This is a genomic window from Plesiomonas sp., from assembly GCF_051652165.1.
Taxonomy (GTDB): Bacteria; Pseudomonadota; Gammaproteobacteria; order Enterobacterales; family CAMTGL01; genus Plesiomonas.
Genome location: NZ_JBOFTR010000015.1, coordinates 1 through 19,765 on the forward strand (window position 1 = coordinate 1; position 19,765 = coordinate 19,765).

At 46.2% G+C, this 19,765-nt stretch carries 13 protein-coding genes and 1 tRNA gene; 4 read left to right on the forward strand and 10 right to left on the reverse strand.

The features are described 5' to 3' along the window. Positions 1–990: 990 nt before the first annotated feature. Positions 991–1,075, reverse strand: a tRNA-Leu gene (locus ACRC53_RS08505). Between the two features lie 149 nt (positions 1,076–1,224). Here ACRC53_RS08505 and ACRC53_RS08510 point away from each other — a divergent pair. Then, entirely contained in the window at positions 1,225–1,731 is a 507-nt protein-coding gene (locus tag ACRC53_RS08510; protein ID WP_438643034.1) for an RDD family protein, read from the forward strand. A gap of 67 nt (positions 1,732–1,798) precedes the next feature. Here ACRC53_RS08510 and lptG read toward each other — a convergent pair whose 3' ends face one another. Continuing rightward, positions 1,799–2,866, reverse strand: coding sequence for an LPS export ABC transporter permease LptG (gene lptG / locus ACRC53_RS08515; RefSeq protein WP_438643035.1), 1,068 nt, complete (start codon positions 2,864–2,866; stop codon positions 1,799–1,801). Continuing rightward, the gene (gene lptF / locus ACRC53_RS08520; RefSeq protein ID WP_438643036.1) at positions 2,863–3,963 is read right to left on the reverse strand and encodes an LPS export ABC transporter permease LptF; all 1,101 of its coding nucleotides are present in this window, start codon (positions 3,961–3,963) and stop codon (positions 2,863–2,865) included. The genes lptG and lptF overlap by 4 nt, the downstream gene beginning before the upstream one ends. Before the next feature lie 217 nt (positions 3,964–4,180). On the opposite strand from lptF, the gene pepA reads away from it, so the two are divergent. The 3 genes from pepA (at position 4,181) to ACRC53_RS08535 (ending at position 9,134) form a co-directional block, all read left to right on the forward strand. Beyond that, positions 4,181–5,689 carry a leucyl aminopeptidase gene (pepA, locus tag ACRC53_RS08525; RefSeq protein WP_438643037.1) on the forward strand — a complete coding sequence of 503 codons (1,509 nt, stop codon included), beginning with the start codon at positions 4,181–4,183 and terminating at the stop codon, positions 5,687–5,689. Positions 5,690–5,794: 105 nt separating this feature from the next. After that, positions 5,795–6,265: a DNA polymerase III subunit chi gene (locus tag ACRC53_RS08530; RefSeq protein WP_438643219.1), complete on the forward strand. Its 471-nt coding sequence runs from the start codon at positions 5,795–5,797 to the stop codon at positions 6,263–6,265. A 13-nt stretch (positions 6,266–6,278) separates the two neighbouring features. Then, positions 6,279–9,134, forward strand: a complete 2,856-nt coding sequence (locus ACRC53_RS08535; RefSeq protein ID WP_438643038.1) for a valine--tRNA ligase — start codon at positions 6,279–6,281, stop codon at positions 9,132–9,134. Between the two features lie 467 nt (positions 9,135–9,601). Here the strand turns inward: ACRC53_RS08535 and ACRC53_RS08540 are convergent, their stop codons facing one another. The 7 genes from ACRC53_RS08540 to infB all read right to left on the reverse strand — a co-directional run bounded on the left by ACRC53_RS08540 (position 9,602) and on the right by infB (position 19,754). After that, the gene (locus tag ACRC53_RS08540) at positions 9,602–11,494 is read right to left on the reverse strand and encodes a DEAD/DEAH family ATP-dependent RNA helicase (RefSeq protein WP_438643039.1); all 1,893 of its coding nucleotides are present in this window, start codon (positions 11,492–11,494) and stop codon (positions 9,602–9,604) included. Between the two features lie 156 nt (positions 11,495–11,650). Continuing rightward, positions 11,651–12,532, reverse strand: a complete 882-nt coding sequence (gene nlpI, locus ACRC53_RS08545) for a lipoprotein NlpI (RefSeq protein ID WP_438643040.1) — start codon at positions 12,530–12,532, stop codon at positions 11,651–11,653. A gap of 101 nt (positions 12,533–12,633) precedes the next feature. Further along, a complete protein-coding gene (gene pnp / locus ACRC53_RS08550) occupies positions 12,634–14,751 on the reverse strand; it encodes a polyribonucleotide nucleotidyltransferase (RefSeq protein WP_438643041.1) in 2,118 nt (705 codons plus the stop codon). A 365-nt stretch (positions 14,752–15,116) separates the two neighbouring features. Continuing rightward, the gene (rpsO, locus tag ACRC53_RS08555; protein ID WP_438623567.1) at positions 15,117–15,386 is read right to left on the reverse strand and encodes a 30S ribosomal protein S15; all 270 of its coding nucleotides are present in this window, start codon (positions 15,384–15,386) and stop codon (positions 15,117–15,119) included. A 151-nt stretch (positions 15,387–15,537) separates the two neighbouring features. Beyond that, positions 15,538–16,473, reverse strand: coding sequence for a tRNA pseudouridine(55) synthase TruB (truB, locus tag ACRC53_RS08560; protein ID WP_438643042.1), 936 nt, complete (start codon positions 16,471–16,473; stop codon positions 15,538–15,540). Then, the gene (gene rbfA / locus ACRC53_RS08565) at positions 16,473–16,904 is read right to left on the reverse strand and encodes a 30S ribosome-binding factor RbfA (protein ID WP_438643043.1); all 432 of its coding nucleotides are present in this window, start codon (positions 16,902–16,904) and stop codon (positions 16,473–16,475) included. Before rbfA ends, truB begins: the two co-directional genes overlap by 1 nt. A gap of 117 nt (positions 16,905–17,021) precedes the next feature. Further along, positions 17,022–19,754, reverse strand: coding sequence for a translation initiation factor IF-2 (gene infB / locus ACRC53_RS08570; RefSeq protein ID WP_438643044.1), 2,733 nt, complete (start codon positions 19,752–19,754; stop codon positions 17,022–17,024). Positions 19,755–19,765 lie beyond the last annotated feature (11 nt).

Sequence of the window (19,765 nt, forward strand, 5' to 3'; positions counted from 1 at the left end):
TCAATTTAAAGTTTGTCGCTCGAAATAACTAGCAAATAAATTGTCAGTCACTCGTTTAACTAAGTATCTTTTGGATAGTCAGCGTCTTCAACGAGTGCCCACACAGATTGTCTGATTAATTTTTTAAAGAGCAGTGTCAGCGCCGTGGCGTTGACAGGGCGCGCATTATTTCGCATTTCCCTTTGGCTGTCAAGGTCTGTTTTTCACATCCCTTAAAAGCGTTTTATTCTTTACTGTTAGCATTCAGTGATTTGCATCACAGTTGCCGTGTCAGTGGGGTCGCATTATAGGGAGTTTTGGTTTTGGTGCAAGGGGAAATAACGAAATAAACGCCTAAAAACATAAAAAGATTCAAGTGACCTATTTACACCCAGATTATCAACAAGTAACTCACAATGAGGCTGCTTTTTCTGTGCATAAGTTGATATTCAGCCTATTCAGTATGCTAATGCTTTAGTTTTTCATCCCTCTATTAAGGTTCTAATTTTCTTTGTTAGTACGTGCTAGGCTCACGTTGCGTTGGGGTGTATATGAGATATTGGGTTACTTAGGTATATAGGTATATAGAAGAAGAGCTCTCTAGAAAAAGGCCTGTCTGAGCAAAAATATAAGACAGCGGGGATAACTCAGCCAATAGAAGCTGTGTAAAACAAGCTACATTGCGAGTAATGTTGTGTCTGATGTAAATGTGTGCGCAGTCTATGACTGTACGAAACGAGGGAAAATGAGAAGAGTGCTAAAGCGAGTGTGGATGTTGATGGTATCGACATAAATATAGAGGTATATATCTGTATGAGAAGTACTACAAAAGCGGAGGTTCGCAAAAAGAGATCTATCAATACAGAAAGGTGTTTTTATCCCTTTTATTGATCATGTGGGAAGTTGCTTAGGATAGGTATTCAGGAAATATACGTTCTATTATAAGATGCGGATTTATTATGCTTCAAAAATAAAAAACCTTCTTAAACATTGCTGCTTAAGAAGGTTTTTTGGTGCCAGTGGACGGACTCGAACCGTCACACCCGAAGGCGGTTGATTTTGAATCAACTGTGTCTACCGATTTCACCACACTGGCTTGTTGGTTGGCATTATACATAGTGATTTATGCTGTGCAATCATTTTATCTATTTTTGTGATTTAATCGATTGAAAAAAATACAATTCCTTTTGTGATACAGTAATTATCGCTACACTTTGGCTTTATTTGGTTATCTACAGGATGTTTATGGCGGTTATGTCTACTTCTGGCCATTCACGTGCAGGTTTTTTTCGGCGTGTAGGTGCATTTATCTATGATTTATTACTTTCTCTTGCTGTTGTAATGGTTGCTGGGGCAATTGCAGTTGGTTGTACTGCGCTGTTAGCTAAAATAGGTGCAATTCAGATCCCAGTGAATATGGATATAGCAGCATATTTAGATTCCCAACCGGTGTATTCATTCTATTTATTAGGTTGTTTTTGTTGGTTCTATGTGGGTTTTTGGCAACGCAGCGGTCAGACGTTGGGGATGCGCGCTTGGCGTTTACGAGTCCAACAATTAGATGGTCGTAACCTGACATTTACACAAGCTACTGTTCGCTTAGTAACCGCTACTGTTGGATTGGGAAATTTGGTGGTGTTGTTTGATCGCGGTAATTTACGCGCATTTCAAGATTATATGGCCGATTGTGAGGTTGTTGTGCTGGGTAAAGATGAGAATTTATCGTTGTTAGAAAAACGGAAGGCGCAATAATCGGATTGTTTTTTCTGGTAAGCATGACCGTAAGCCGGAATATGGCTTACGGTCATTTTATGATCTTTTAGCGGCGACGTGTTAATAGATACCAACTAAGTGCTAAGAACATAAGACTTGGGAATGCAGCACCGATGATCGCCGGAACATGGTATACCAAGCTTAATGGCCCAAAAATCTGGTCAGCAACATAAAAAACAAAGCCAAAACAGATACCGGTAAGAACTCGTGCTCCCATGGTTACGCTACGCAATGGCCCAAAGATAAATGAGAGTGCCAGTAACATCATAACGCCAACAATGACAGGTTGTAATATTTTTCGCCACAATGCAAGTTCATATCGCCCTGTTTCTTGCCCGGTTTGTTTTAAGTAGTGTAAATATTGCCAGAGCCCACTGATAGAGAGCGATTCTGGCTTGATGGTGACAACACTCAGTTTGTCGGGACTCAAGCTCGTTTTCCAATCAGTGGAGAATTGTTGAATACCTTTTACTGATTTTTCGCCAATGATTGATTTATCAATTTGATGTAGTACCCAATGTCCATTGCTATAATTAGCACTGTTTGCATACGTAACAGACTGTAATTGCTGTTGAGAGTTGAACTGATAAATATTGATTCCATTGAGCTCTTGTTGATTAACAATCCGCTCAATATAGATAAAATCATTGCCCTCTTTTGCCCATAATCCACCGGAGTTTGAGAGTAGTGATCCGCCATAAATGGCTTTTGCACGTAAATTACGGGCGAGCTGATCTCCCCATGGCGCTCCCCATTCTCCTAATGCCATAGTCAGTATCACAAGTGGGATTGCCGTTTTCATGACTGCCATTGCAATTTGTACACGGGTAAAGCCGGCAGCTTCCATAACAACTAATTCACTGCGACTAGCCAAAATACCCAATCCTAATAGTGCGCCAAGTAATGCGGCCATTGGAAAAAAGATATTGATATCAGAGGGAACTGTCAGCAATGTAAAAGTACCTGCGCTCCAAACGCTGTATGTACCCTCGCCCACTTTTTTTAATTGCTCAACAAATTTGATGATGCCAGATAACCCAACTAATGTGGCTAATGTCATCATAATGGTGCCAAAAATAGTACGGCCAATGTACCAATCAAAAATCCGCATCATGCTGATGCCCTCTGCCATTTAGCACGTAAACGTCGTATTGGTACGCTATCCCAAATATTCAATATAATGCCTAATGCGAAAAAACTTAAGTTAGTCAACCACATCCATGCGCTGGTATCAATTCGACCATTATCAAGTGCTGACTTTAGTGAGCTTTGCAATAGGAAATAAATTAAGTACAGCAATAACGCCGGAACAACATTGGCAAAACGCCCTTGTCGTGGGTTAACAGCGGAAAGAGGGATAACTAATAGTGCTAAAATAGGTACAGCAAGAATGAGCGTTAATCGCCAGTTCAGCTCTGACCGTGCTTTAATGTTGTCATTGTGCCACAGCTCTTGGGTTGACATCTGCTCCCAATCACTATTATCAACGGCGACATCTTGATGACCAATAACCGCATTATAAGTATCGAAATGTGTGATGCGAAAATCGCGTAAAAATGCAGTGCCTTCATAGCGGACACCGTTATCGAGTATCAGCATTTGATCGCCATTTTTTGCTTTTTCTACTTCGCCAGATTTAGAGACAATAATAGATGGTCTACTGCTCTCTCCACGCGGTCGAAGTTGTGCAACAAATACGTTATTGAGCTTGCTATTGTCAATATTGTTGACAAAGATAACTGAGCTGCCATCAGGTGAGCTTTGGAATTGGCCAGCCACTAGCGCCGCAAGCCCTGGATTGGCTTTTGCCTCTGAAATAACGTGCTCCTCTGTTTGTGCAGAGAGTGGGCTTAACCACAATACATTAGCTGCCGCCATAATAGAGGTAAAGAGTGCTAACCATGCTGCAGCACGGATCAGCATACGTTTGCCCATCCCGCAAGCAAACATCACTGAAATTTCACTTTCGGCGTAAAGTCGGCCATAGGTAAATAGCAAACCAACAAATAGGCTCAGTGGCAGCATCAGTTGCGCCATATAGGGTAAACCGAGGCCTAAGATAGACAGCACTAGATCTGCCGGTAGATCGCCTTCTACAGCAGAGGATAAAACTCGGACTAACTTCTGGCAGAAAAAGATCAGCATCAAGACGAACAAGATGGCGATCTGGCTCTTAAGCACTTCCCGTACCAGATATCTAATAATGATCACGCTATTTATGCCTGCGAAAACTTGTTTTTTTGAGTGAATATCTATAGTTTTTGGGTTAACTAGCCATTTTTCAATTCTTTGGCCTTCTAACAAACAAGAGAGTGTATCCCCTTATATTGTTCGTTAGATAGGTTAACGTATTAGTCTGGTGAATGCGATGAACTTAACCCGTTCGTCATTATCCCGAAAAGCACATCCTTTGTCTTTAGGAGACTGCATGGAGTTTAGTGTTAAAAGCGGCAGCCCAGAAAAGCAGCGTAGCGCCTGCATTGTTGTCGGTGTCTTTGAACCTCGCCGTCTATCACCGATTGCAGAGCAATTGGATAAGATCAGTGATGGTTATATTAGTTCATTATTGCGTCGTGGTGATCTTGAAGGTAAACCCGGACAAATGCTACTTTTGCATCAAGTTCCTAACACGCTTTCCGAGCGTGTATTACTGGTCGGCTGCGGTAAAGAGCGTGAACTTGATGAACGTCAGTATAAGCAAATTATCCAAAAAACCATTAATACGCTCAATGAAACAGGATCAATGGAAGCCGTTTGCTTTTTAACCGAGCTGCATGTACGTGGTCGCAATACCTATTGGAAAGTGCGCCAAGCTGTAGAGTCAGCAAAAGAAGCACTTTACACCTTTGATCAAATGAAGAGTATCAAAGTTGAACCGCGTCGCCCACTGCGAAAAATGGTCTTTAATGTGCCAACTCGTCGTGAGTTAACTGTCGGTGAAAAAGCCATTCAGCATGCACTCGCTGTAGCCTCTGGTCTTAAAATTGCCAAAGATTTAGGTAATATGCCACCTAATATCTGTAATCCAGCATATTTGGCCTCGCATGCTCGCCAATTGGCTGATGAGTTTGCCCCGGTAACCACCCGTGTAATTGGCGAACAGCAGATGAAAGAGTTAGGTATGAATGCCTATCTTGCTGTGGGTCAAGGCTCACAAAATGAGTCGTTAATGTCAATTATCGATTATAAAGGTGCAGCCAACCCTGAAGATAAGCCGATTGTGCTAATCGGCAAAGGGCTAACCTTTGATGCCGGTGGTATCTCAATCAAACCCGCTGAGGGGATGGATGAGATGAAATACGATATGTGCGGTGCGGCCACTGTGTTCGGTGTCATGCGCGCAATCGCCGAACTGCAACTGCCTCTAAATGTTGTTGGCATTTTGGCCGGTTGTGAAAATATGGCAGATGGTAAAGCGTATCGCCCAGGTGATATTCTTACCACGATGTCGGGCCAAACGGTTGAAGTGTTAAATACAGATGCCGAAGGCCGTTTGGTATTGTGTGATACACTTACCTATGCTGAACGATTTGAGCCAGAGTTGGTGATTGATGTTGCCACATTAACCGGCGCATGCGTGATCGCGTTGGGTCACCACATCAGCGGGTTGCTTTCCAACCATAATCCGCTGGCAAATGATCTGCTCAATGCCTCAGAACAGGCCGGTGACAAAGCGTGGCGTTTACCGCTGGGTGATGAGTATCACGAACAGCTAGAGTCTAACTTTGCGGATATGGCAAATATTGGTGGCCGCCCAGCAGGTGCAATTACTGCAGGTTGCTTCCTCTCTCGCTTTACCAAAAAGTACAACTGGGCACATCTTGATATTGCCGGTACAGCATGGCGATCAGGCAAGGCAAAAGGCGCAACCGGACGACCTGTTCCGATGTTAACGCAATTCTTGCTAAACCGCGCAGGCGTGAATATCGAAGAGTAATGCTGCGCAGTCATGCCATAATAGATGACATGTGTGGTGGCTGCTTCGGCTGTTTTCCACTGAATCTGAGTACTCTCGGGGGCGTTTGCCCCCGTTTATATTATGATAAAGCAAGCAACCTTCTACTTATTACATGCACCGGCTCCGGTAGATGCCCCATCTAACCTCGCAAGCCATGAGCTTCTTGCTTGTCAGTTGGCAGCAGATGCTTGGCGGAGTGGGTTGCGAGTACTGCTGGCCTGCGCCTCACAGCAAGATGCATTTCGCCTTGATGAAGCATTGTGGCAATTTGACCCACAGCAGTTTGTACCGCATAACCTTGCTGGAGAAGGGCCGCACTATGGTTCACCCGTAGAAATTGCATGGCCAGAAAAACGTAACGCATCACGGCGTGATTTACTGATATCCTTATTACCTCAAATTGCTGATTTTGCCTCTGCCTTTACTCAAGTGGTAGACTTCGTGCCATATGACGAAACGCTAAAGCAATTAGCGCGTGAGCGTTATAAAGCATACCGACAAGCCGGCTTCCAGCTTGCAACCCACGATTTTGGCGTAATGCCCTCAACGAACTAGCCTTAAGATGACCATGGAAAAGACCTATAACCCGAATGCCATCGAACAAGCCTTGTATCAAGCTTGGGAAGAGAATGGCTACTTTAAGCCACACGGTGATACCAGCAAAGACAGTTATTGCATCATGATCCCGCCGCCGAATGTCACCGGCAGCCTACACATGGGGCACGCTTTCCAGCAAACCATGATGGATGCTCTCACCCGCTATCAGCGGATGCAGGGTAAAAATACCTTATGGCAGGTGGGTACCGATCATGCAGGTATTGCAACCCAAATGGTCGTAGAGCGTAAAATTGCGGCGGAAGAGAATAAAACCCGCCAAGATTATGGCCGTGAAGCGTTTATCGACAAGATCTGGGAATGGAAAGCCGAGTCTGGCGGTACAATTTGCAAACAAATGCGCCGCCTAGGAGCATCCGTTGACTGGGAACGTGAGCGTTTCACCATGGATGACGGCTTGTCTAATGCCGTTAAAGAGGTCTTTGTTCGTCTGTATGAAGACGATCTGATCTACCGCGGTAAGCGTCTGGTGAACTGGGATCCAAAACTGCACACCGCGATCTCCGATCTGGAAGTGGAAAACAAAGAGAGCAAAGGCTCAATGTGGCATTTCCGCTATCCACTGGCCGATGGCGTGAAAACAGCAGACGGTAAAGACTACATCGTAGTCGCGACTACGCGTCCGGAAACCATGCTGGGTGATACCGGCGTAGCAGTAAACCCTGAAGATCCACGCTATAAAGACCTGATTGGCAAAGAGATCATTTTGCCAATTGTTGGCCGCCGCATTCCTATTTTGGGCGATGAACACGCCGATATAGAAAAAGGCACCGGTTGCGTGAAGATCACCCCGGCACACGATTTTAATGACTACGAAGTCGGTAAACGCCACAACCTGCCAATGATCAACATCTTGACCTTCAATGCGGATATCCGCGATGAAGCTGAAGTGTTCAATACCAATGGCGAACCAAGCACCGCTTACAGCACCGAGCTGCCAGCCAAGTATCGGGGCATGGAGCGTTTCGCTGCGCGTAAAGCCGTCGTTGCTGAATTTGACGCACTCGGCCTGCTCGAAGAGATCAAAGCACACGATCTGACCATTCCTTACGGGGATCGCGGTGGTGTGGTGATCGAGCCAATGCTGACAGATCAGTGGTATGTACGCGTCGCACCACTGGCCAAAACTGCCGTTGAAGCCGTTGAAAACGGGGATATCCAGTTCGTTCCAAAGCAATACGAAAACATGTATTTCTCTTGGATGCGCGATATTCAAGACTGGTGTATCTCACGCCAGCTCTGGTGGGGTCACCGCATTCCGGCTTGGTACGATAACAATGGCAACGTCTATGTTGGTCGTACCGAAGAAGAGGTGCGCGGCAAGTACAACTTAGACAACGTTATCGTACTGCGTCAAGATGATGATGTACTCGACACCTGGTTCTCCTCAGCACTATGGACTTTCTCCACCCTCGGCTGGCCAGAAAATACTGATGCGCTGAAAACCTTCCATCCGACCGATGTATTGATGACCGGTTTTGACATCATCTTCTTCTGGGTTGCCCGCATGATCATGATGACCATGCACTTCATCAAAGATGAAAACGGTAAACCGCAAGTTCCGTTTAAAACCGTGTATGTCACCGGCCTTATCCGTGATGAGCAGGGTCAGAAAATGTCAAAATCCAAGGGTAACGTTATTGACCCTCTGGATATGATTGACGGTATTTCACTGGAAAATCTGCTGGAAAAACGCACCGGTAACATGATGCAACCACAGCTGGCAGAGAAAATCGGCAAGAGTACACAAAAACAATTCCCAGAAGGCATTGAAGCACACGGCACTGATGCGCTGCGTTTCACACTGGCAGCACTTGCCTCTACCGGCCGAGATATCAACTGGGATATGAAACGTCTGGAAGGTTACCGTAATTTCTGTAATAAATTATGGAACGCCAGCCGCTTTGTACTCATGAATACCGAAGATCAAGATTGCGGCCAACACGGTGGCGAAATGGTACTGTCGCTGGCAGATCGCTGGATTTTAGGTGAATTCAACAACACCGTAAAAGCATTCCGTGAAGCACTCGACAACTACCGCTTTGATATTGCAGCCGGTATTTTGTATGAGTTCACGTGGAATCAGTTCTGTGACTGGTATCTGGAATTGACCAAACCGGTAATGAACAACGGTTCAGAGGCCGAACTGCGTGGCACACGTCATACCTTGATCCATGTGCTCGAAGGGCTGCTGCGTTTAGCTCACCCTATCATTCCATTTATTACCGAAGAAATTTGGCAGCGGGTTAAAGTACTGGCTAATGTTGATGCCGCAACCATCATGTTGCAACCATTCCCAGAATATCAGCCAGAAGCAACCGACGCCGCTGCAATGGAAGATCTGGAGTGGATCAAACAGCTGATCATTGCCGTACGTAATATCCGTGCAGAAATGAATATCGCACCAAGCAAACCGCTCGATATTCTGCTGCGTAACGCCAGTACCGAAGAACAGCGCCGCGTAAACGCCAACCAAACCTTCATTCAAAGTCTGGCTCGTTTAGAGAGCATCACATTGTTGGCTGAAGGGGAAAAAGGCCCGGTTTCCGTAACAAAACTGGTCGGAAACACCGAGGTACTGATCCCAATGGCAGGCCTTATCGATAAAGATGCAGAGCTCGCTCGTCTGCAAAAAGAGATCGAAAAGGTAAACGGTGAAGTTTCACGTATTGAAAACAAACTAGCCAACGAAGGTTTTGTTGCTCGCGCCCCAGAAGCTGTCATCGCCAAAGAGCGTGAAAAGCTCGTGGGTTACGCACAAGCAAAACAAAAACTTGAAGAGCAACACACAGTGATCGCCTCACTGTAACAGACTGATATTCCGTGCTGTATCACCGCGATACCGGTGGCAACTTACCGTTATCACGTTAAAAATCACACAGAAAATCACTGAACTCTTCTGATATACAAAGCCCTGTCATTTGATGGGGCTTTTTTTATACTTTACAGCGCATCTCCACTATAAAAAACAACGCATACGCTTAGGGATACACAGCCTCTTAAAAACAATTTTTTATTTGGGATATTTAGACATAGAGAAAAGAGAAAAGAGAAAAGAGAAAAAAATAAACGAGACAGAGGGAAGAAGACACAGCAAACAAAAAAATCCCATACAAAGGATAAAAAAATGCCGGTTTGCAATAAACAAACCGGCACTATGAATATGAATTATCGAGTATGCGTTGCCATTACCTATATCAATAACCTTGCACAGATAACAGCACTATCATGATGCGTAATATTCAACACACATCATGATCTTTTCGCTATTAATAATTACTCTTTTGGTGCTGCTGGACGCTCGCGACGCTCACCGTTGTGGCTACGCTCACCGCTACGACGTTCGCCGTTACCAAAACCACCACGACGCTCACCACCTTCACGACGAGGAGGACGATCACCACGTGGACGATCACCTTCGCGACGAGGAGGACGATCACCGCGCGGACGATCACCAGCCGGACGTGCAGTTGCTTCACCAACCAGTTGCATACGGATTGGTTTATTCAGAATGCGAGTACGGGTGAAATGATCCAGCAGATCAGTTGGCATACCACGTGGTAATTCAACCGTTGAATGCGAATCAAACAGCTTGATGTTACCGATATAACGGCTGCTCAAATCACCTTCGTTGGCAATTGCACCCACGATATGACGAACTTCAACACCATCTTCACGACCTACTTCGATGCGATAAATATCCATCGGGCCTGCATCACGACGCTCACGACGCTCTGGACGATCGCCATCACGAGCACCTTCACGACGAGGACGGTCATCACGGCGACCATCACGACGACCACGATCATCACGATCACGGAACTCGCGACGCGGACGGCGATCCATAGCAGGCTCAGGAGGCAGGATCAGTTTACGATCGCCTTGTGCCATCATCAGCAGAGCCGCTGACAAGTCAGCCATATCTTGATCTTCGCCCATCAAACCGGTCAACAGATCACGGTAAGCTGGCAAGTCATGATGCTCAAGCTGCAGAGCAATCTTCGCTTTAAACTGCTCAATACGGCGTTGAGCCAACAGAGCGTTAGTTGGAAGATCCACCTCTGGAATGCTGACATTCATTGTACGCTCAACGTTACGCAGCAGACGGCGCTCACGCGGTTCAACGAACAGCAGTGCACGACCGCTACGACCAGCACGACCAGTACGGCCGATACGGTGTACGTAAGACTCTGCATCCAATGGAATATCGTAGTTTACAACCAAGCTGATACGCTCAACGTCCAGACCACGTGCTGCAACATCAGTTGCAATCAGAATGTCTAAACGGCCATTACGCAAGCGATCAAGTGTCTGTTCACGCAGTGGCTGAGTCATATCTCCGTTCAGAGCAGCACAGCTGTAACCGTGGCGCTCAAGAACCTCAGCTACATCTAATGTTGCAGTTCGGGTACGCACAAAGATGATTGCTGCATCAAAATCTTCTGATTCCAAGAAGCGAACCAGTGCATCATTCTTACTCATGCCATACACAGTCCAGTAATTCTGGGCAATGTTTGGTGTAGTACGAACGGCCGCCTGAATCTTCACTTCTTGCGGGTTTTTCATGAAACGGCGCGTAATGCGACGGATCGGGTCTGGCATAGTTGCAGAGAACAGCGCCGTTTGGTGCTCTTCTGGCAGCTCCGCCATAATAGTTTCAACATCTTCGATGAAGCCCATACGCAGCATTTCATCGGCTTCATCTAGAACCAGCCCTTTCAAGCCAGATAAGTCGAGCGTTCCGCGCTTGATATGATCAAGCAAACGACCCGGTGTACCCACAACAACTTGCGGGCCTTGACGCAGCGCACGCAACTGAATGTCGTAACGCTGACCACCGTACAGGGCCAACACACGGACACCGCTCATGTTTTTGGAAAATTCACCAAAAGCCTCAGACACCTGTACAGCCAGCTCACGAGTCGGCGCAAGTACTAGTACCTGAGGACGAGCTACTTCAGGCTGAATACGGGATAATAACGGCAACGCAAACGCTGCTGTTTTACCACTACCGGTTTGAGCCATGCCCAGAACATCACGCCCTTCTAATAGGTGAGGAATACACGCCGCTTGAATCGGCGACGGCTTTTCATAGCCCATACTTCCAATGGCGGTCAGGATCGGGGTTGGCAAACCCAGTTCAGCAAAAGTAGTCTCTAATTCAGCCATGACGTAGTCTCAATATAAAAAACGGGCATCAGTCTACATGAATTGGCGAGAAAATGCGCAAAGCATTTCAAGCAAAACTGTGAACTGACGCAATCACAATGACAAGACGAGCGCAGTCATCACTGTAAAGTAATGACTGATACTCATAAAATTCAATTAATTGGCTTCTGACGTATCGCCCTGTCCTAATAACAAAGACAGTTCAAGCATGGCATAACGGTTCTCCACAAAATTGTGGACATTATTTGCCATTGTCAGTTTAAAAAGGGATACCGCACCATTGACATCCCCTTTGCTTAGATAGCGTTTGCCTAAGTAGAAGTAAGCTTCACTTAGGTGCTCTGCCAGAGACGTGTTATCGGTGGAGTTATCCTGTAATCGACGCATAAACTCAGCTTCGGAAATGTCACCTAAATACAGTGCCACAATATTCCAGCCAGAGTTATCTCGGTTTGCAGCATTATATCGTTGCCGCAATGCCTTCAACGCCTCATCCTTGCTCTGTTCTGATTCTACCAGATAAAGCCATAAAACCCTAAAGGGATCGTCAGGATCATCTTGATAAAAAGCAAGTAAGTCTTCTCGAGCAAGTTTGTAACGGCCACCGTAATACAACGCAATACCCCGATTGAGTAAAGCGTAACGGTACTCAGGATCCAATTCCAGTACAGAGTCAAATGCCTCATATGCTGCATCAAACTGGCCTGACTGGGTAAAATACACGCCTAAGTAGTTGAAAACCTCAGGCATATCTTGGCGTAATGCCAATGCCTGAGTAAAATCATTACGAGCTAACGCTTGTAATCCGAGACTGTCATACAACACGCCACGTTCATACAATAATTGTGCTCGCTCTCCATCACTCAATGCCCTGCTAGAGAGTATTTGCTCCATGCGAGCCAGCATGACTTCCTGTTGCAAGCTAGGTTGTAGTGGTATAGCGAGTACGGCACTTTGACGCCAGTCAAAGCCAGTGCTGCTACATCCAGTAAGCAACACTACCATTACACCGCATACCCAGCGCGAGAATGGGTTCATTTCCAACTCCTAACCGCAAAAATCGGGATGGCATCCCGCCTCCCGATATTTTTACGAGATTGGCTTATGCAATATTGGCCGTAACATGTAGTCAAACGGATTTATTCAGCCGTAGGTTGTTGCTCTTCTGTCTGCTCAGAAGCCATTGCTTCTTTAATGCTCAGACGAATACGACCTTGGCGATCAACTTCCAATACTTTAACGCGAACTTCCTGACCCATTTCTAGATAGTCAGAAACTTTTTCTACACGCTTATCGGTGATTTGAGAAATATGAACCAGGCCTTCTTTAGCGCCAACAACAGAAACAAAGGCACCAAAATCAACGATACGTGTCACTTTACCGGTATAAATGCGGTTAACTTCCACATCTGCAGTGATCTGCTCAATACGGGCAATAGCGCGCTTCGCTGCTTCGCCGTCAGCAGAAGCAATCTTCACGGTACCATCATCTTCAATTTCGATAGTTGTGCCGGTCTCTTCGGTCAGCGCACGGATTACCGCACCGCCTTTACCGATAACATCTTTGATCTTCTCAGGGCTGATCTTGATGGTATGGATGCGTGGTGCAAATTCAGAGATATCATTACGTGGAGTCAGAATGGCTTCTTCCATCACGTTCAGGATGTGCATACGAGCACCCTTAGCTTGATTCAATGCAATTTGCATGATCTCGCGGGTGATACCTTCAATTTTGATATCCATTTGCAGTGCAGTCACACCACCACGGGTACCGGCAACTTTAAAGTCCATGTCACCCAGATGATCTTCATCACCCAAAATGTCAGACAATACAACAAAACGCTCATCTTCTTTGACTAAGCCCATTGCAATACCTGCAACAGAGGCTTTAACTGGCACACCTGCATCCATCAGTGCTAAAGAAGCACCGCAAACTGATGCCATAGAAGAAGAACCGTTAGATTCAGTGATTTCAGACACAACACGCACGGTATACGGGAACTCAGCCGGTGACGGCATTACCGCAGCAACACCACGTTTTGCCAAACGGCCATGACCAATTTCACGACGCTTTGGTGAGCCCATCATGCCAGTTTCACCCACAGAGTACGGTGGGAAGTTATAGTGCAACATGAAACGATCGGTACGCTCACCGGTCAGCTCATCAATAGTTTGTGCATCACGCTCAGTACCCAGTGTTGCAGTCACCAGTGCCTGTGTTTCACCACGGGTAAACAAGGCTGAACCATGAGTACGTGGTAATACGCCAGTACGAACATCAAGTGCACGAACCATATCGGGTTCACGACCATCAATACGTGGTTCACCATTTAGAATGCTATCACGTACAACACGGTACTCAAGATCGCTCAATAATTCGCTGATTTCACCTGCATCACGTGTTTCATCTTCTGCAACCAGTACGGCGGTTACGTCAGCTTTAATTGCTGCAACGTGTTCATAACGAACTTGTTTTTCTTTGATGCGGTAAGCGTCATTGATACGGGCCGTTGCCAGCTCAGCAATACGTGCCTTCAGTGGTGCATTAACTGCCGGCGCATGCCATTCCCACGGTGTAACATTCGCTTCAGCAACAAATGCTTTAATGTTTTCAATCACAGTTTGCTGCTGGTCATGACCAAACACAACCGCGCCGAGCATTTGATCTTCGCTCAGAATATCGGCTTCTGATTCAACCATCAGTACTGCGTTATCTGTACCTGCAACAACCAGATCCAAACGGCTCACAGCCAGCTCATCCATTGTTGGGTTCAGTACATACTGATCATTGATATAACCTACGCGAGCTGCACCAATTGGGCCACTAAACGGAATACCTGACAGGGTCAGTGCAGCAGAAGCACCAATCATGGCAACGATATCTGGGCAGATTTGTGGGTTTACCGATACAACGGTTGCTACAACCTGAACTTCATTCAGGAAGCCTTCTGGGAACAGAGGGCGGATTGGGCGGTCAATCAGGCGAGAAGTTAATGTTTCGCCTTCTGATGGACGACCTTCACGCTTAAAGAAACCACCTGGAATACGGCCAGCTGCGTAAGTACGCTCTTGATAATTAACAGTCAGTGGGAAAAAACTTTGGCCTGATTTAGCCTCTTTTTTGCCAACAACTGTCACAAAAACACAAGTATCATCCATGCTGACCATCACGGCAGCCGTTGCTTGACGCGCCATAACACCGGTTTCAAGTGTAACGGTATGCTGGCCATACTTAAATTTGCGTACGATAGGATTCACGTGTTTTATCCTTAAATAGATGTCAACTCTCTAATGCGCTGTTCAGTATATCGAATATCTTCTGATCGCGCTTAGTCCTATCACCGCTATGGTCGAAAATAACTGCATTCTCGCGACTAACGGGAAGCGTTTTACTCCGTGTAAACGTTTCTCGTTAGCCGCGCGAACTCATGCAGAAGTCTTTCTTTTCGATTTCATTGCGGTGTATGAGTGTTCAACAACACTTTTATTGGTAATCGATACTCTTTGTTGTGTATTTAGCCATTGTTATGTAAATACGCACAGTATCGATTGTCTGTTGCAATATGCAGCGAGTTTAATAGAAGAAAGGGGCCGTAAGGCCCCTTTCCCGAATCTTTTCGCAATTAGCGACGCAGACCCAGACGTGCGATCAGCGCAGTGTAACGCTCAACGTCTTTACGCTTCAGGTAATCAAGCAATTTACGACGCTGAGAAACCATACGCAGCAAACCACGACGACCATGGTGATCTTTTTTGTGTGCTGCAAAGTGGCCTTGCAGGTGGTTAATCTGTGCAGTCAGCAGTGCAACTTGAACATCACTAGAACCGGTGTCTTTTTCATCACGACCAAATTCAGCAACAATTTTTGCAACAGCTTCAGTACTTAGAGACATTGTACGCTCCTAAAAGCTTAATAAAGTTTCAATCACATGGCGCCGATCTCTAATTCAGCACCACAATAAGACTCAATATTCTAGCCTGACCATTAAAACAACGCAAGCAACAAGCGTGTATAGCACGGTTAAATTATTATCACGTTAAGGCTTAACTTACGATTAAACGACGAGGCGCTACACGACCTTGATCGTCAATATCTGCCATACCAAAAAACAGGTGTTCATCACCTTCGGTCATCCGCACCAGACCCGATGTTGGTGCCCCAGCAACTTGTACCGGCTGCCCTTGTTTAGCATATGCTGCAACAATGGCTGGCATATTCACTTCAGGGAAGTCTTGCACTGCGGTATCCATCGGTAACAGTAGCGGATCAAGTGTGATGCTTGGTGATGTTTCGGTTTCTTGCGCTTGCAGCAGCAGAGCTTCAAGTTGCTCAAGTGTCACCATGCGATCTTGCGGATATTTAGAGACGGCAAGGCGGCGCAGATAAATCACATGCGCACCACAGCCTAGCATTTCACCTAAATCATCCACGATAGTACGGATATACGTGCCTTTTGAGCAGTGTACTTCCAGCTCAACCTCATCCCCCTCAAAACGCACTAATGTGCATTCATAGATAGTGATTGGGCGAGACTCTCGCGGAATATCAATGCCTTGGCGAGCATACTCGTACAGAGGCTTACCCTGATACTTGAGTGCCGAGAACATTGATGGCACTTGCTGGATCTCTCCATTAAAGTGCGTTAGTGCCTGTTGCAACTGAGTAAGCTCAACATTGACTGGGCGCTCACAAATCACTTCGCCATCAGCATCAGAGGTATTCGTGCGCTGTCCAAGCTTTGCTATCACACGGTATCGCTTATCGGAATCAAGCAGATACTGAGAGAATTTTGTCGCCTCACCAAAGCAAAGTGGCAACATCCCCGTCGCTAATGGATCGAGCGCACCGGTATGACCTGCTTTGTTAGCATTATAAAGACGTTTCACTTTCTGCAAGGCATCATTCGAGCTGATCCCTTGCGGCTTATCAAGCAACAAAATACCGTTAATATCGCGACCGCGACGACGTGGACGAGACATCAGATCTGCTCCCCATCCTGTGCTGCGGAGGCATCAGTATCACCGCTGGCTTCTGGCTCATCTTGACGACGACGGTTATCTTCTTTGATCACACTACTGACCAAATTTGACATCCGCATACCTTCAGTCAATGATTGATCGTACTCAAAACGCAGCTCTGGCACGATGCGCAGACGCATCGCTTTGCCCACTAAGGTACGAATATAGCCGGTTGAATCACGCAGTGATTTTAAACCACTCGCAATGGCTTCGTTATCATCAAACAAAAAAGTAACAAAAACTTTGGCATATGCCAGATCGCGTGAAACTTCAACGCTAGAGACAGTGACCATACCAATTTGCGGATTTTTAACTTCACGCTGCAAAATGATAGCCACTTCTTTTTGCAATTCTTGAGCAACACGCTTACTACGACCGAACTCTTTTGCCATGGTCTTTTCCCCAGACAGATTGGGGGGCGTAAGCCCCCCAATGGTATGTATCAATATAGCCTGTTAGTGGCTATACCGTGCAGAAGATCGTTGCAAAGTGCAACATCTACGCGGTGATTAATCGATAGTACGTTTTACTTCAATAGTTTCGTACACTTCGATCATATCGCCAACACGTACGTCATTATAGTTTTTAACGCCGATACCACACTCCATGCCATTACGCACTTCTGCTAAATCATCTTTAAAACGACGCAGAGATTCTAGCTCGCCTTCATAGATCACGACGTTATCGCGCAATACACGAATTGGATTATGACGTTTCACAATACCTTCAGTCACCATACAGCCAGCAATAGAGCCAATTTTCGGCGATTTAAAGACATCACGCACTTCTGCCAAGCCGATAATCTCTTGCTTGAACTCAGGTGCTAACATACCGCTCATGGCCTGCTTCACTTCATCAATCAGATGATAGATAACCGAGTAGTAACGCAGATCCAGATTTTCAACATCCACAACGCGGCGTGCAGTTGCATCAGCACGAACGTTAAAGCCAACTAGAATTGCGTTAGATGCCGCAGCCAAGGTCGCATCAGTTTCAGTGATACCACCCACGCCAGAACCGACAATCTTCACTTTAACTTCATCGGTAGACAGTTTAGTCAGTGAATCGCAGATAGCTTCCACAGAACCTTGTACGTCTGCTTTAAGTACGATATTCAGTTCAGAAACATCGCCTTCAGCCATGTTTGCAAACATGTTTTCCAGTTTTGCTTTTTGCTGACGAGCAAGTTTCACATCACGGAATTTACCTTGACGGTATAGGGCTACTTCACGGGCCTTTTTCTCGTCACGAACAACGGTAACTTCATCACCCGCGGCAGGAACACCTGACAAGCCTAAAATTTCAACCGGAATAGATGGGCCAGCTTCAACAGAGTCACGGCCTAGCTCATCACGCATAGCACGTACACGGCCATACTCAAAACCACACAGAACGATATCGCCTTTGTTCAGCGTACCCTCTTGCACCAGTACCGTTGCTACCGGGCCACGACCTTTATCCAGATAGGATTCGATCACCACACCACTTGCCATACCATCGCGTACCGCTTTCAGCTCAAGAACTTCAGATTGCAGCAAAATAGCTTCGAGCAATTCATCGATACCTTGACCACTTTTTGCGGAAACATGCACAAACTGGCAGTCGCCACCCCAATCTTCAGACATGACGTTGTATTGCGCCAACTCTTGCTTCACGCGATCTGGGTTTGCTGCATCTTTATCAATTTTGTTAACTGCAACAACAATCGGCACTCCAGCTGCTTTCGCATGCTGAATAGCTTCAATAGTTTGTGGCATCACGCCATCATCGGCTGCCACAACCAATACAACAATATCGGTAGCTTTTGCACCACGAGCACGCATAGACGTAAATGCGGCGTGACCTGGTGTATCTAAGAAGGTAATCATACCATTCTCAGTTTCCACGTGGTATGCACCGATGTGTTGGGTAATACCACCGGCTTCACCTGCAGCAACTTTTGCTGAGCGAATGTAGTCAAGCAGTGATGTTTTACCATGGTCAACGTGACCCATGATGGTTACAACTGGCGCACGTGGCATGCTAATAGCATCAGTATCACGATCACTCATGACTGACTCTTCCAGCTCGTTTTCACGACGCAGGATAACTTTATGGCCCATCTCTTCCGCAACCATTTGTGCGGTTTCTTGATCGATCACTTGGTTAATGGTTGCCATCGCACCCATTTTCATCATCGCTTTGATGACTTCAGAACCTTTAACGGCCATTTTTGCCGCTAACTCAGCCACAGTGATAGTTTCACCAATAATGACATCACGGTTGACAGGCTGTACAGGTTTGTTAAAGCCATGCTGTTGGAGTGTGCTCTTACGCTTTAGCTTACCGCCTTTACCACGGCGAGCCTCTTCACGTTCAGCTTTTGATTCGGAAACCTTTCCTTTTTTAGCTGTTTTTGCTTTACCGCTACGAGTACCACGACCACGTGACTCTTCACGGCGATCATCTTCGTCTTCTGCTTCACGAGCATAACGAGAGGTAGTGACATGATAATCAGTGCTGCTTTCATCTGTTGTTGATGAGTTAACAGGAGTCACTGTCGCTGTATTAATTTCTTCGTGTTGTTCTGCCATCTTACGAGCCTCTTCTGCCATACGCTTCGCGTTTTCTTCGGCTTTGCGTCGTGCAGCCTCTTCCGCTTTACATTTCAGTTCTGCGGTATCGGCTTCGCGCTTCGCCTTTTCTTCGGCAGCACGCTTAGCTTTCTCTTCCGCTTCACGTTGGGACGCAATCGTCGCCTCACGTTTCGCTTTTTCCTCTGCGTCTCGTTTAGCTTTTTCTTCCGCTTCGCGTTTAGCTTGTTCTTCCGCTGCACGTTTAGCTGCTTCTTCAGCTTCACGGCGAGCTAATTCTTCTGCCTCACGTTTAGCCAATTCCTCTTGTGCTAAACGGGCAGCCTCTTCGGCCGACATTGCTTCATCAGTATCAGTCTGAAGCACTGACGGATCGCGTTTTACATAAGTGCGCGTTTTACGTACTTCAACTTGTACTGACTTACTTTTCCCGCCAGTGCTTGGTACGCTAAGTGTACTTCGGGTTTTGCGTTGCAATGTCAGTTTGCTTGGCGTAGCACCACTACCACCGTGTTCACGGTTTAAATGGTTCAACAAGGTCTCTTTTTCCTGCTGACTTACGCTATCGGTGGCGCTTTTAGCGATACCCGCATTCGCAAACTGTTGCAGCAAACGATCAACCGGGGTCTGAATTTCTTCGGCCAGAGATTTTACGGTTACTTCAGTCATGCTGCTCCTTC

Bases quoted from the DNA above. Each gene is read 5' to 3' on its own strand.
- lptG (WP_438643035.1), bottom strand. From the start codon at position 2,866: ATGATGCGGATTTTTGATTGGTACATTGGCCGTACTATTTTTGGCACC.
- infB (WP_438643044.1), bottom strand. From the start codon at position 19,754: ATGACTGAAGTAACCGTAAAATCTCTGGCCGAAGAAATTCAGACCCCG.
- ACRC53_RS08510 (WP_438643034.1), top strand. From the start codon at position 1,225: ATGGCGGTTATGTCTACTTCTGGCCATTCACGTGCAGGTTTTTTTCGG.
- truB (WP_438643042.1), bottom strand. From the start codon at position 16,473: ATGTCTCGTCCACGTCGTCGCGGTCGCGATATTAACGGTATTTTGTTG.
- rpsO (WP_438623567.1), bottom strand. From the start codon at position 15,386: ATGTCTCTAAGTACTGAAGCTGTTGCAAAAATTGTTGCTGAATTTGGT.
- ACRC53_RS08535 (WP_438643038.1), top strand. From the start codon at position 6,279: ATGGAAAAGACCTATAACCCGAATGCCATCGAACAAGCCTTGTATCAA.
- pepA (WP_438643037.1), top strand. From the start codon at position 4,181: ATGGAGTTTAGTGTTAAAAGCGGCAGCCCAGAAAAGCAGCGTAGCGCC.
- nlpI (WP_438643040.1), bottom strand. From the start codon at position 12,532: ATGAACCCATTCTCGCGCTGGGTATGCGGTGTAATGGTAGTGTTGCTT.
- ACRC53_RS08540 (WP_438643039.1), bottom strand. From the start codon at position 11,494: ATGGCTGAATTAGAGACTACTTTTGCTGAACTGGGTTTGCCAACCCCG.
- rbfA (WP_438643043.1), bottom strand. From the start codon at position 16,904: ATGGCAAAAGAGTTCGGTCGTAGTAAGCGTGTTGCTCAAGAATTGCAA.